This is a genomic window from Gulosibacter sediminis, from assembly GCF_014904065.1.
GTDB classification, from domain to species: domain Bacteria; phylum Actinomycetota; class Actinomycetes; order Actinomycetales; family Microbacteriaceae; genus Gulosibacter; species Gulosibacter sediminis.
Genome location: NZ_JACXJG010000018.1, coordinates 16,383 through 29,424 on the forward strand (window position 1 = coordinate 16,383; position 13,042 = coordinate 29,424).

The following is a 13,042-nucleotide window of genomic DNA, read 5'->3' on the forward strand; positions in this document are numbered from 1 at the left end:
CCTCTAGAACGCGCTCGCACCGACCTGGTGAAAGTTGCGTGAATCGTATACGAGGCCACCGCTGCCCGAACGGGTGCGGAGCTCGTCGACGGCGACGAACAGCACCGAGTGAGTGCCGTGCTCGACGCGATCCACGATGGTGCCGGCGATCGCGACGCGAGCGTCGCGCAGGGTTGGCAGGCCGTCGAGCTCGCTCCAGATATCCCAGGTCAAACGCTCGTCCATGGATGCGCTCGTCAGGCCTGCGAAGTGCATCGCGAGCAATTCCTGGTTGCCGGTCAGTACGTTGACCGCGAGGCGCCCGTTGTCGACGAACACATCGCGAGCGCGGCTCGTTCGATTGATGCAGACGATGACCGTGGCGGGGTCATCCGAGCCTCGACATACTGCACTCACCGTGAGGCCAAGCTTGCCGGCCGGCCCGTCGGTCGAGATGATGTTCACCGCCGATGTGAGGTTCGACATCGCGCGCTTGAATTCGCGGATCGGGTCGGTCGCGGTCATGAGACTTCCCCCTCGCTCACGGAATAATCGAGCACGACTGCGCCTCCTGTGGCGAAGTTCGGCACGTCAGCGCCGACGGCGCGACCCTCGGGCGACGACATGGCGGCCCGGAACGCGTCAACGTCATCGAACTCGGCCTCGAACAGCGCGAAGTAGGGGGCGGCGCTACCGTCTGCCTGGGGTGCAACCTCGGTCGTGTAACGCCACGAACGGAGGCCAGGCAGCTTGCGGGCGAGCGGTAGGTGGGTTGACTCGTAGTACTGAATAAACCCGGCCCGGTCGGCGGGTTCGGGATAGAGCACGAGAAGCTTGTACATGATGGTGTCCTTTACGCGGGCTGGGACGCGGCTTGCAGGATCGCTGCAGTGCGAGCATTCACTCGCTCCTGCGACGAAAGCAGATCAAGCTGTCGGGTCGGGTAGTTGAAGTTTTCGGTGAACTCGTCGGCGAGCGCCTTGTCGTGGGCCATCGCCGTAAAAAACTGGCCTATGCGCTCGTGGCCGGGAGTCGCGATCATCATGTTCACCCAGTCGTTCACGCCTTCGACGCGCTCGGCACGACGGCGCGCCACCTTGCGTAGGAAATGCTCGTCGTAGACGTCGTCTTCGGCGAACACCGCCGCCGTGTCCTTTGCCGAGTTGGCCGCGGCGTTGCCGCCCTGCGCGGTGACCGGGTCGACGGTGAGGTGCACGTCGCCGAGGGCGAGGAGGAACTTACCGTTCGGGAGCTGAATGTAGTCCTCGCGCAGCGACGGCGCGAACGCGCCTTGCAGCACATCCTTGTCGCTTGTGAGCTCGAACTTGTCGTGGTCGACCCGGTCGAAGACGGGCGGGTAGTGGGTCTCGAGCACGTCGAGGATGCGCTCGCGGAACCCCTCCGGGTCTTCGTGCTGCTTCTTTGAGTTGAGCACGTCTTGCGGGCCACCCGGCACGCTCTCAGAAAGTAGCGCGCTCACGCGACCCGCGTGGCTCCAGATCGGAATGACGAGGAGCTCGCCGACGCCAGGGACGATGTTGACCGCGACGCCAGCCGGATCGAGCTCGCGCACGCCACGCCACAGGCTCAGCGTGAGATGGCGCTGAGGCTTGCCGTACGGCGACTTGTCTTCGCGCTTCGGGAACATGGCGCCGATCTCGCCCTTGCCAGTCGAGACGACGACGAGGTCGTACTGCTCGGTCAGGGCTTCGATGTCGGGGCGGTCGAGCTCGCGGATAATGAGTTCTCCCCCGCGCTTCTCGAACTCGCGCATGAGGCGGGGCAGGTAGATCCGGTAGTCGATGACGCGCGAGGGCATCGTGAAGTCGCCATAGAACTCGCGGTCTTCGCCCCAACCGTTGTAGTGATAGTGGCGGTAGTAGTAGCCGTCCACGTCGGGCCAGTCGCCGATGCCGAGCTGATTCTCGATCGCCTGCGTCACGTGCATGTGCGAGACGCTGTTCATGATGCGGCCGTCAAAGACGTCCTGCGATGTGCGATTCGTGAAGATCGTCACCTCTTTGCCCTGCTGCAGCAGGTGCAGCCCGAGGTGCAGGCCGGCCACCCTGCGGTGCGCGGGTCGACGTGCTCTCAAGCTATTTGCCGCGGAGGCGGTTTGCGGCGGAGTTCGTTTTTTGGATAGTCGATCTACCCACCGAACACCCGCAACGTGCCCTCCGTCACCCCCGCAGGCATCCCCGTCTGCCAGTGCAGCTCGCCGGCTCCCGGCACCATGGCGATCGTGATCAGGGTTTCCCAGCGGTCGGCGAGGTGCGGGGAGCCGCCGCCCGGGGCGACGGAACGCAGGTGGGCGAGTCGAACACCCGTCGTTGACTGCGTGGAGGCCGCGTCGGCGGCGGCGAGCGCCGGGTCGAGGAAGTGGTTCGTGTGGGCGAGCAGCCCGCCCTCGGGCTTCGCCGCGCTCGGCGCGGGCGAGGGCCTGCTCGACGGTGTCGGCCTCCTCNAGGATGCGCCTGGCGACCGCGTGCACCGGCACGCCTCGTCCGCGGGCATCCGACTCGTGGCTGAGGATGTTGAAGAACAGCGCGAGGTTCCCCGCCGCGCCGGGCACCAGCTCGGCATGCCAGTCCCACGTCTGCACTCCCGACGGACCGGTCGCAGCGAGCCACACGAGGGTCGAGCATTCGAGCGCGTCGTTCGGCGCGTCCGCGAGCGCACGGCCATACTCCTCACCGCGGGCGAATGGTTCGGTCGCAAGCAACCGCAGTTCGTGGATGTGCATCAGTTGGCTGCTTCGTTCGTATGGTTCTCGGGCTCCGGGTGCGTCAACCTGCTCGTCGAACTAGTAAGGGGACGCCGGCCCCGTGATGGCGCCAGCGTCCCCCTGCCTATTTCGGTCGAGTATCGCGCCTCGACCTTGGGCCGCTAAGCCCGAGCTACGAGTTGTCGATCGTCGCCGTGACCGTCGTCGTGTCGAACGTGGCCGGGTCAGCGCCGCCGCGCTCGCCGGTGTTGAGGGCGTTGATCGACTCAACCTCGTCGGCGGAGAGCTCGAAGTCGAAGACGTTGAAGTTCTCGGCGATGCGGCTCGTGGTGACCGACTTCGGAATCGCAGCGTTGCCGACTTGCAAGTGCCAGCGCAGCACGACCTGCGCCGCCGTCTTGCCGTGGGCCTCGGCGGCCGCGGTGACGGCGGGGTCGGTGAAGATGTCGCGACCGGTCGAATTCTTCTCGCCGTAGCGGTCGGCGCCACCGAGCGGCGACCAGGCCTGCGTGACGATGCCGTGCTGCGCGTCGTACTGACGCACCTCGGGCTGCGAGAAGTAGGGGTGCAGCTCGACCTGGTTCAGCGCCGGCGTCACCTGGGCGTGCTCGCCGAGGCGGTCGAGCAGCTCGCCGTTGAAGTTGCAGACACCGATGGCGCGGGCTCGACCCGACTCAAGGATGCCCTCGAGGCTCTGCCAGGCCTTGATGGCGCGGTCGAACTCGTCGGGCCCGGGCCAATGCAGCAGGTAGAGGTCGACGTAGTCGGTGCCGAGGCGGCGCAGGCTCGCGTCGAAGGCGTTCTGGGCATCCTCGTAGTCGCTGATCCAGAGCTTCGTCGTGACGAAGACGTGGTCGCGGGGCAAGCCCGCGGCCGCGAGACCCGCGCCGACCTCGCGTTCGTTGCCGTAGATCGCCGCGGTGTCGAGCAGGCGGTAGCCGGTGCGCAGCGCCGTCTCGACGGCCTCCTGCGTCTCCTCCGGCTTCGAGCGGAACACGCCGAAACCGAGGGTTGGCATTTCGATACCGTTGTTCAGGGTGATGGTGGGTTGCGAAGTCATATCGCTCCTTCCGAGTAGGTCACTACCGGCGCATGACGCGGCGGGCGAGCCAGTTGCCGAGCATCTGGACAATCTGCACGACAATCACGATGACGATCACCGCCGCCCACGTCACGAGCGGGTTGAACTGACGATAACCGTACTGCAGTGCGAAGTTACCGAGACCGCTACCGCCGACGACGCCGGCCATCGCTGACATATCGATCACGGCGACGAAGGCGAAGGTGTAGCCGAGAATCAGCGGACCGAGGCCCTCGGGAATCACGACCGTGAGTAGCGTGCGCATGCGGCTCGCACCGGAGGCGCGCGCGGCCTCGACGACGCCCGGTGGCACCGTCACGAGGCTCTGCTCGACGAGTCGGGCGATGCCGAAGGTCGCGGCGAAGGCCATCGCAAACATCGCCATCGGCTCACCGATGCCGACACCAATGGTGAGGCGAGCGAGCGGCTGCAGCGCCGCGAGCAAGATGATGAACGGGATGGGCCGGAAGAAGTTCACGAGCAGATTCAGCACGTTGAACACGGTCCGCTGGGCGAGGATGTTACCCGGTCGCGTCGCGTAGAGGAACACGCCGATGATCAGGCCAAAAATGCCACCGACGACCATCGCGACGGCAACGAGGAAAAGCGTGAGCGCGAGCTGCTCCGGCAGATCCGGCAGTAGCTCAATGAGGCGATCGATGTCGGCATCTTGATGCAGCATGTCTACTCACCCACCCGTTCGTTCGAGGCCGGGGCGTCGGGAATCTCCGTCACCTCGGCGAGTTCGCGTACGCCCGCGATCGCGGCGGAGATCTGCGCATCCGTGCCGTGCAGGGCGAAAGTGAGGTGACCGAACAGGCGGCCCGTGATCTCGTGCATCCCGCCGAACACCAGCTCGGCCTCGACGCCCGCGCGCACGAGCCGCCCAAGCACCTCGTGCTGCGAGGCGCGCTCGTCGGTCACCGAGATGGTGATGAGCTTGCCCTGGTGACGGGCCCGAATCGCATCGAGCTCCTTCCCCTCGGGCACCTGCGGCACGACCGACGAGACAAAGTTCTTCGTGGCGGCATACTCCGGGTTCGAGAACACCCGGTAGAGCTCGCCGTGCTCGACGACCTTGCCGTGCTCCATCACCGCGACGTGGGTAGCCAAGCGTTTGATGACGTCCATCTCGTGAGTAATCACGACGATGGTGATGCCAAGCTCGCGATTCACGCGCTCGAGCAGATCGAGCACATCGGATGTGGTCTGCGGGTCGAGGGCGCTCGTCGACTCGTCGGCGAGCAGGATCTTCGGCGAGGTCGACAGGGCGCGCGCGATGCCGACGNCTTCTGTCCGCCCGAGAGTTGGTCGGGGTACGCTTTCGCGCGGGCCCCGAGGCCGACGAAGTCGAGCAGTTCGGCGACGCGCTTGTCGCGCGCCTCCTTCTCGATGCCCGCGATTTTCATCGGGAACGCAACGTTGCCCGCCACGTTGCGCGAGTTGAAGAGATTGAACTGCTGAAAGATCATGCCGATCTCGGTGCGCACCTTCTGCAGCTTGCTCTCGGAGAGCCCGACGATCTCGTCGCCGTCGATCTCGATCGAGCCCGAGCTCGTCGGCTCGAGGGCGTTGATTAGGCGCACGAGCGTCGACTTACCGGCGCCCGAGNTAGCCGATGACGCCGTAAATGCTGCCGCGCTCGATATCGAGGCTGACGCCGTCGACGGCGCGCACCGGCGCATCCTTTCGCGAGGCCGCGGGGTATTCCTTGACGACGTCACGCAAGCGAATCATCGACATGCTTCGTCCTTTCCGTGGCCGACAGGCCGAAACGCGCGTGAGCGCGCACCCCTGAAATTTAGAGGTACGCGCTCACGGTCGCAAGCCTGTGGCTAGCCTTCGGCCTTAATGTCTTCCTCGACCTGGTCGAGCTGCGTCTGCAGGTCTTCCTTCGAGGTGGTGAGCATCTCGGCGGTTCCGCCCGAGTTGTCGAGCACGCCCTGCTGCACGTCTTCGTTGGTCTGGTAGATCTCAACGAGCTTGTTGAGCGTGGGGTTGTCGACGTCGTCGGCGCGCGACGCGAAGATGTTCGCGTAGGCGAGGGCGGCGGGGTCGCTCGGGTCGTCCTGCGCGATCGCGTCGTCGGCGTTGAGGCCGGCGTCAGCGATGAAGTCGTTGTTGATGATGGCGGCGTCGAAGTCCTGCAGCGAGTTCGCGAGCAGCGAGGCCTCGAGCTCCTTCACCGACACCTTCGAGTTCTCGGTGACGATGTCGTCGAGGGTCGAGAAGGCGTTGCCGCCGTCCTTGAGCTCGATCAGGCCGGCCGACTGCAGCACGAGCAGCGCGCGGGCGCGGTTCGTTTCGTCGTTCGGCACACCGACGGTGCCACCCTCGGGAATCGCGTCGACCGAGTCGTACTTGTCGGAGTAGAGACCGAGCGGGTAGATCGCGGTTGCGCCGATGGCGGCGAGGTCGTCGCCGGCCTCGACGTTGTAGTTCGCGAGGTAGAGGATGTGCTGGAACTGGTTGAGGTCAACCTCGCCCGCCGAGAGGGCGGGGTTCGGCTGGTTGTAGTCGGTGAAGTCGACGAGCTCAACCTCGATGCCCTCGGCCGAGGCGGCATCGACGTAGGTCTGCCAGTACTCATCGGAGGCGCCGACGACGCCGATCTTGACGGTCTGGCCTGCGTAGGGGTCATCGCCCGACGCAGCGGGGCTGTCGCTGCCACCCGCGCAGGCGCTGAGGCTAGCGGCGAGGGCGAGCGCACCGGCGGCGGCAATCCAGTTACGAAGTCGTGCCATGAGGAGAAGTCCTTTCGGGAGGTCTGGTACCGAGCCTACTGGCTGAGTGTTCCCTGAATGGCGTTCGGTTCACGCGCCGTAATATTTGCGCGCGTAAAGTTAGGCTTACCTAAGTTGATTGCGCGCCAGGGTGGCAGCGAAAGGACGTCATGAGCGACGTTCGGGTTCTGCGCGCCCCGCCGGTACAGGACGGTGACCACTTCGACAACCTCCCGAGCAAGTTGCGAACCGCGGGTCTCACGATTCTCAGGGTTGGGCGAGCGGTACTGCCTCGGCGTAGCGCGCCACGGCCGCCGCATCCGTCGCCTCGTGCGTCGCGAGGTCGTAGGCCGCCGCGTTTGCGCGGTATGCCGCGAGCTCCTGCGCCATCTGCTCGGGTGACCAGCCGAGCTCGGCCGCGACGATCTCGGCGACCTCCTCCGCGGCGCGGCCAGCGTGCTCGGCGAACTCGTAGCTCATGCGCGTGCGACGCTCCATGACGTCGTCGAGGTGCAGCGCCCCCTCATAGCGGGCCGCGAAGATGATCTCGGCGCGAATATAGGCGGGCGCGCCCGCGACCGGCACAGCGGCGCCGGCTACCTCGTCGCAGATCGCGGCGATGACATTGATCTCGGCGCCGTAGCGGTGCACGAGGTGCTTCGCGACCGCCGGGGCGAGGCCGTGCTTGCGGGCGAGCGCCCGCGCGGTTTCGATCGCGACTCTGCTGCCGACCGCGCCAACGAGCGGCGTCGTCGCCGTGACGCTCGGGGGCGTCTTCGCCGCTGAGCCGAGGGCAAAGTCGACCGCATCCTCGGCCATGACGCGATAGGTCGTGAGCTTGCCGCCCGCGATCGACACGAGCCCCGGGGTCGGCGACGCGACAGTGTGCTCGCGCGATACCTTTGCGGATGAGGTGCCGACCTTCGTGCCTGGCTGCAGCAGCGGCCGCAGGCCCGCCCACGTGCCCACCACATCCGCGCGGCTGATCGGCTGCTCGAGCACCTTGTTTGCCTCGGCGATGACGTAGTCGATGTCAGTGCTCGTCGGCACGGGCAGACGGCGGTCCTCGTTCCAGGGCGTGTCGGTTGTGCCGATCAGCCAATAACGCGACCAGGGAATCACGAACAGCACGCTCTTCTCGGTTTGCAGAATCAGCCCCGACTTGCCGCTGAGACGATCGCGCGGCACGACGATGTGGATGCCCTTCGAGGCGAGCACGCGCAGCCCGCCTGCGCCCGCGAGCTGTTGCGTTTCTTCGGTCCAGACGCCGGTCGCGCTGATGACCTTCTTCGCGCGCGCCGTGAAGTGCCGCCCCGTCTCGAGGTCAATCAAGTTGGCGCCGACAACCGCGCCGGCCTCGTTCTGCACGAGCTCGGTCACCTTCACGCGCGACGCCGCGTGGGCGCCGTGCCCGGCGGCGCTGCGCATCAGCGTCGTGACCAAACGCGCGTCGTCGACCGACGCATCCCAATACTGAATCGCCCCAGCCAGCGCATCGCGGCGCAACGAGGGGAAGCGCTTGCGCAGGCCCTTTCGGCTGAAGTGCCGGTGCCACGGCAGGCGCCGGCGGCCCGGGCCGAGCATCGCGAGCAGGTCGTAGAGCATGATGCCCGCGCCAACGTAGGCGCGCTCGAGCACGGGCGTCTTGAGCGGGTAGAGGAAGGGCACCGGCCGCACGAGGTGTGGGACGAGCTTGGTGAGCAGCAGGTCGCGTTCGGTGAGGGCCTCGTGCACGAGCTTGAAGTCGAGCATCTGCAGGTAGCGCAGGCCGCCGTGGAGGAGCTTGCTTGAGCGACTCGACGTGCCCGAGGCCCAGTCCTGTGCCTCGACGATGCCGGTCGTGAGGCCGCGGCTCGCCGCATCCATGGCAACGCCAGCGCCGGTCACGCCCCCGCCGATCACGAGGATGTCGAGTTCGTCGCCGCCGGCGCCCGATTCGCTGAGCGCCTCGATGGCATCGCGCCGCGAGGCCGGGTCCATGCGCAAGCCGGTCATGAACGTGTCTCCTTCGCCGTCTTGCTATTGATCAAACGACGGATGTGGTGCTCGGCGCAAGTGCGAGCTGTTCTCAGCCGCGCGGTGCAGACTCTGGCTGAACCCCTCGAGAGAAAGCATGATCATGGCCGATATCTCCGCGATCCTCAACGATCTTCCCGTCAACGACATCGCCCAACGGGTCGGCGCATCGCCCGACGACGTACAGCGCGCCCTCGGCGACCTGCTGCCCTCACTCGTCGGCGGCATGCAGGCAAACGCGCAGGCGCCCACGGGCGCCGCATCCCTCGCCTCGGCCCTCGAGCAGCACGTCGACGGCGCCCAGGCAGTCGACGACGTCGACGAAGCCGACGGCGAGAAGATTGCCGCGCACGTCTTCGGCGGCGAGCAGGATGCGGTGGTGGCCAAGGTCGCCGAGCACTCCGGTAACGACAAGGGCCTCATTCAGAAGCTGCTGCCGCTCGTCGCGCCCCTCGTGATGGCGTGGATCGCGAGCCGCTTCACGAAGGCCAACGACGCGAAGAAGGAGGCCTCGACCGAGTCGTCGGGTGGCGGCCTCGGCGACATCCTCGGCCAGGTGCTTGGCGGCGGCTCGGGCTCGTCGGGCGGAGGGCTCGGCGGCATCCTCGACTCGCTCGGTGGGCTGCTCGGGGGCGGGCGGAAGTAGGGCGCCGGCCCCCGTGCGAGTGAGTGGGTTGACGCGGTCAAGGTGTAGCTCACCCGGCGGGTCCCCCTGAGAGCGAGTGTTGCGGAGTGATTTCGACGCCTGGCACGACGTACTTAATTGCTATCTCCACGTGGCGAGGCTCCCGGCGAGACCATGCGGTCCTGGGATGCGGGTAGCGACGTGATCATGAACGCGTTTTGGGGTCGGGCTGACCCTTTTGCAGGCCCATCGAACTCTGCCCGATCACGTTACGAACCGAGGTGGAATCGTCGTGGGCAACCATGTCCAACCCGAGCACATGCCCAGCCAATGACTTCCGTCAGGCAACCTCGCGCGAGCTCCGGCCCCGCGATGTTGTCCGGGCTATTCGTGTCCTCTCTGGGGGTTGCGAACACGGCGCCACACCGCGTCTCACGGCTTGGCTGGTGAAAGAAGAAGTCCGCTTCAGCAATTTGAAGCGGACTTCCGCGGGTGGAGCCTAGGAGATTCGAACTCCTGACATCCTGCTTGCAAAGCAGGCGCTCTACCAACTGAGCTAAGGCCCCGGATGTGTTGGGATGATCAACAACACCGGTGGGGCTACAAGGACTTGAACCTTGGACCTCTTCGTTATCAGCGAAGCGCTCTAACCGCCTGAGCTATAGCCCCGTTTGCTCGCAGAACCCTCAACGGGTTCCCGGCACGAACAACGACATTACCACAAACCTAGTTGTTCGTGAAACCCATCACGATGCCACCGGTAAGGCGGCACGCGAGGTTGAGCAACAGGGTGCCGACCGCCGCGAGAGCCGTCAAGACGACCACCTGCAGCACGGCGATCACGACTGAGAACCCGAGCACGCCACCGAAGTTGACGAAGGTCTCAACGGTGACCTTTTCGCTGCCGGTCACGTCGTTGAGCAGGTTGTTGATCGACTCCATCACGCCGGTGTTCGCGAGCACGGTCCACGCGAGCACGGCGGCGACGATGGTGACAATGCCGAGGCAGAGGGTCAGCAGGAAGGTGAGCTTAACGACCGACCAAACATCGACCTGCATCAGACGCAGGCGGACCTGCTTCTTCGAGGTGCGGCGTTCGGACTTCTTGGCCAGCTTGTCTGCGACTGAGGTCATGATGTCCGATCCTACTGCTCGTCGGATTCAGGCGCCGCATTGGTGTCTGAGTCCTCCGATGCAACTACGGCATCCGACTCAGCCACAACATCCGCCTGTGCCTCGTCGTTCTCGCCCTCAGCGTCCTCAGCGTCGGCGTCGAGCCCGAGGTCGCGCTCGGAGTTGCGCGCCATGCCGAGGATGTGGTCGCCGGCTCCGTGGCGGGCGAACACGACACCCATAGTGTCGCGACCCTTCGCGGGCACCTCCGACACGTTCGAGCGCACGACCTTGCCCGAGTTGAGAATGACGAGCACCTCGTCGTTCTCGTGCACGAGCATGGCGCCGGCGAGGTGACCGCGATCGTCCGACTGCTTCATCACCTTGATGCCGAGGCCGCCACGGCCCTGGATGCGATAGTCGTTCACCGCGGTGCGCTTCGCGTAGCCGCCCTCGGTGATCGTGAACACGAAGAGATCCTCGTCGGCGGCGACCGCCGCGTTGATGAGGTAGTCGCTGCCGCGGAACGACATACCCTTCACGCCCGAGGTGTCACGGCCCATCGGGCGCAGCTGCTCATCATCGGCGATGAAGTGCAGCGACTGGCCCTCGTGCGAGAACAGGAAGATGTGGTCGCCATGCTTGATCGTCATGGCCGACACGAGCTCGTCGCCGTCGCGCAGCTTGATCGCGATGATGCCAGCCTGGCGGTTCGTGTCGTAGAGCGACAAGTCGCTCTTCTTGACGAGACCGTTGCGCGTCGCAAGCACGAGGTAGTCGTCTTCTTCGTAGTTGCTCAGGTCGAGGATCTGCGCGACCTGCTCGTCGGGCTGAAGCGGCAGCAGGTTCGCAATGTGCTGGCCCTTTGAGTCGCGGCCGGCCTCGAGCAGCTCGTAGCACTTCGTGCGGTACACGCGACCGAACGTCGTGAAGAACAGCAGCCAGTGGTGCGTCGTCGTGACAAAGAAGTGCTCGACGATGTCATCGGCCTTGAGCTGCGCGCCGCGCACGCCCTTGCCGCCACGGCGCTGCGAGCGGTAGTTGTCGCTGCGCGTGCGCTTGATGTAGCCGTCGCGCGTGACGGTGACGACCATTTCCTCAACCGGGATCAGGTCTTCATCGGTCACGTCGCCGTTGAAGCCACGAATGATCTCAGTGCGGCGATCGTCGCCGTAGCGGCGCACGATCTCGCCGAGCTCGTCAGAGATGATCTGGCGCTGCTGTTCGGGCGAAGCAAGAATGGCCTTGTACTCGAGGATCATCTTCTCGAGGCGCTCGGCCTCATCGTTGATCTTCTGGCGCTCGAGCGCGGCGAGGCGACGCAGCTGGAGGTTGAGGATCGCCGACGCCTGAATCTCGTCGACGTCAAGCAGTTCCATGAGGCCGGTGCGCGCGACCTCAACGGTAGCCGAGCGGCGGATGAGCGCAATGACCTCGTCGAGCGCGTCGAGCGCCTTGAGGTAACCACGCAGCACGTGCACTTCTTCTTCGGCCTTGCGCAGGCGGTACTCGGTGCGGCGCACGATGACCTCGACCTGGTGCGCCACCCAGTGGTGGATGAACCCATCGAGCGAGAGCGTGCGGGGCGCGCCATCGACGATCGCGAGCATGTTCGCGCCGAAGGTGTCCTGCAGCTGCGTGTGCTTGTAGAGGTTATTGAGCACAACCTTCGCAACGGCATCGCGCTTGAGCACGATGACGAGGCGCTGACCGGTGTGGCCCGAGGTTTCGTCGCGGATGTCGGCGATGCCCTGCAGCTTGCCCTCGCGCACCATTTCGGCCATGCGGTTCGCGAGATTGTCGGGGTTCACCTGGTAGGGCAGCTCGGTGACGACGAGGCAGGTGCGGTTACCGATCTCCTCGACGTTGACGACCGCACGCATCGTGATCGAGCCACGGCCGGTGCGGTACGCCTCCTGGAGGCCCTTGGTGCCCAGAATCTGGGCGCCGGTCGGGAAGTCGGGGCCCTGGATGCGCTCCATGAGCGCCTCGAGCAACTCCTCGCGCGTGGCGTCGGGATGCTCGAGCGCCCAGAGCGCGCCGTCGGCGACCTCGCGGAGGTTGTGCGGCGGAATCTTCGTCGCCATTCCGACAGCAATACCCTCGGAGCCGTTGACGAGGAGGTTTGGGAAGCGCGCGGGGAGCACGGTCGGCTCCTGCGTCTGCCCGTCGTAGTTGTCCATGAAGTCGACGGTGTCTTCTTCAATGTCGCGCACCATCTCGAGCGCGAGCGGCGCCATCTTCGTCTCGGTGTACCGGGGCGCTGCGGCGCCGTCGTTACCGGCCGAGCCGAAGTTGCCCTGACCCTGCGCGAGCGGGTAGCGCAGCGACCACGGCTGCACGAGGCGCACGAGGGTGTCGTAGATCGCCGAGTCGCCNCGGGTGGTACTGACCCATGACGTCGCCGACAACGCGAGCGCACTTCGAGAACGACTTGTCGGGGCGGTAGCCGCCGTCGTACATGCCGTAAATCACACGGCGGTGTACCGGCTTGAGGCCGTCACGCACCTCGGGCAGCGCGCGGCCCACGATCACGCTCATCGCGTAGTCGAGGTACGAGCGCTGCATTTCGAGCTGGAGATCGACCTTCTCGACGTGGCCGCCGGTGGTCGGAGTCTCGTTGGTGGTATTGGTTTCGTCAGCCATTCGTTCTCACTTCGCTGCCTAAATATGTGAAGAGCGCGAGGCGCTTAGATGTCGAGGAAGCGCACGTCGTGCGCGTTGCGCTGGATGAACGTGCGTCGCGACTCGACGTCCTCGCCCATGAGCGTCGAGAACAC

9 protein-coding genes, 2 tRNA genes and 2 pseudogenes are annotated in these 13,042 nt (G+C 65.6%); 1 reads left to right on the top strand and 12 read right to left on the bottom strand.

Annotation, left to right across the window (positions count from 1 at the left end; translation table 11 throughout):
- Positions 1-3: 3 nt before the first annotated feature.
- The 8 genes and pseudogenes from ID132_RS09530 to ID132_RS09570 all read right to left on the bottom strand — a co-directional run bounded on the left by ID132_RS09530 (position 4) and on the right by ID132_RS09570 (position 8,503).
- Positions 4-504 (bottom strand): flavin reductase, encoded by a 501-nt coding sequence (locus tag ID132_RS09530; protein ID WP_125106521.1) that lies wholly within the window; start codon positions 502-504, stop codon positions 4-6.
- Positions 501-821: an EthD family reductase gene (locus tag ID132_RS09535; RefSeq protein ID WP_193128466.1), complete on the bottom strand. Its 321-nt coding sequence runs from the start codon at positions 819-821 to the stop codon at positions 501-503. The genes ID132_RS09530 and ID132_RS09535 overlap by 4 nt, the downstream gene beginning before the upstream one ends.
- 11 nt (positions 822-832) lie before the next feature.
- Positions 833-2,044, bottom strand: coding sequence for a styrene monooxygenase/indole monooxygenase family protein (locus ID132_RS09540; RefSeq protein WP_193128467.1), 1,212 nt, complete (start codon positions 2,042-2,044; stop codon positions 833-835).
- 832 nt (positions 2,045-2,876) lie between these two features.
- Positions 2,877-3,764 (bottom strand): aldo/keto reductase, encoded by an 888-nt coding sequence (locus ID132_RS09550; protein ID WP_193128469.1) that lies wholly within the window; start codon positions 3,762-3,764, stop codon positions 2,877-2,879.
- Positions 3,765-3,786: 22 nt separating this feature from the next.
- Positions 3,787-4,467 (bottom strand): methionine ABC transporter permease, encoded by a 681-nt coding sequence (locus ID132_RS09555; RefSeq protein WP_125106526.1) that lies wholly within the window; start codon positions 4,465-4,467, stop codon positions 3,787-3,789.
- A gap of 2 nt (positions 4,468-4,469) precedes the next feature.
- Positions 4,470-5,528 (bottom strand): annotated as a pseudogene (locus tag ID132_RS09560) (methionine ABC transporter ATP-binding protein).
- Positions 5,529-5,620: 92 nt separating this feature from the next.
- A complete protein-coding gene (locus tag ID132_RS09565) occupies positions 5,621-6,529 on the bottom strand; it encodes a MetQ/NlpA family ABC transporter substrate-binding protein (protein WP_125106528.1) in 909 nt (302 codons plus the stop codon).
- A gap of 246 nt (positions 6,530-6,775) precedes the next feature.
- Complete coding sequence (locus ID132_RS09570; RefSeq protein ID WP_193128470.1) at positions 6,776-8,503, bottom strand: glycerol-3-phosphate dehydrogenase/oxidase; 1,728 nt, start codon at positions 8,501-8,503, stop codon at positions 6,776-6,778.
- Positions 8,504-8,627: 124 nt separating this feature from the next.
- Here ID132_RS09570 and ID132_RS09575 point away from each other — a divergent pair, with 124 nt between their 5' ends.
- Entirely contained in the window at positions 8,628-9,170 is a 543-nt protein-coding gene (locus ID132_RS09575; protein WP_193128471.1) for a DUF937 domain-containing protein, read from the top strand.
- Positions 9,171-9,642: 472 nt separating this feature from the next.
- On the opposite strand, the gene ID132_RS09580 is transcribed toward ID132_RS09575, so the two are convergent.
- The 4 genes and pseudogenes from ID132_RS09580 to gyrA all read right to left on the bottom strand — a co-directional run bounded on the left by ID132_RS09580 (position 9,643) and on the right by gyrA (position 12,908).
- Positions 9,643-9,715, bottom strand: a tRNA-Ala gene (locus tag ID132_RS09580).
- A gap of 29 nt (positions 9,716-9,744) precedes the next feature.
- Positions 9,745-9,818, bottom strand: a tRNA-Ile gene (locus tag ID132_RS09585).
- Between the two features lie 57 nt (positions 9,819-9,875).
- Positions 9,876-10,283: a DUF3566 domain-containing protein gene (locus ID132_RS09590; RefSeq protein WP_193128472.1), complete on the bottom strand. Its 408-nt coding sequence runs from the start codon at positions 10,281-10,283 to the stop codon at positions 9,876-9,878.
- A gap of 11 nt (positions 10,284-10,294) precedes the next feature.
- Positions 10,295-12,908 (bottom strand): annotated as a pseudogene (gene gyrA, locus ID132_RS09595) (DNA gyrase subunit A).
- Between the last annotated feature and the right edge of the window lie 134 nt (positions 12,909-13,042).

What these genes read in the sequence shown, in the direction of transcription:
- ID132_RS09570 (WP_193128470.1), bottom strand. Translation starts at nt 8,503, where the DNA reads ATGACCGGCTTGCGCATGGACCCGGCCTCGCGGCGCGATGCCATCGAG.
- ID132_RS09550 (WP_193128469.1), bottom strand. Translation starts at nt 3,764, where the DNA reads ATGACTTCGCAACCCACCATCACCCTGAACAACGGTATCGAAATGCCA.
- ID132_RS09555 (WP_125106526.1), bottom strand. Translation starts at nt 4,467, where the DNA reads ATGCTGCATCAAGATGCCGACATCGATCGCCTCATTGAGCTACTGCCG.
- ID132_RS09575 (WP_193128471.1), top strand. Translation starts at nt 8,628, where the DNA reads ATGGCCGATATCTCCGCGATCCTCAACGATCTTCCCGTCAACGACATC.
- ID132_RS09565 (WP_125106528.1), bottom strand. Translation starts at nt 6,529, where the DNA reads ATGGCACGACTTCGTAACTGGATTGCCGCCGCCGGTGCGCTCGCCCTC.
- ID132_RS09535 (WP_193128466.1), bottom strand. Translation starts at nt 821, where the DNA reads ATGTACAAGCTTCTCGTGCTCTATCCCGAACCCGCCGACCGGGCCGGG.
- ID132_RS09590 (WP_193128472.1), bottom strand. Translation starts at nt 10,283, where the DNA reads ATGACCTCAGTCGCAGACAAGCTGGCCAAGAAGTCCGAACGCCGCACC.
- ID132_RS09530 (WP_125106521.1), bottom strand. Translation starts at nt 504, where the DNA reads ATGACCGCGACCGACCCGATCCGCGAATTCAAGCGCGCGATGTCGAAC.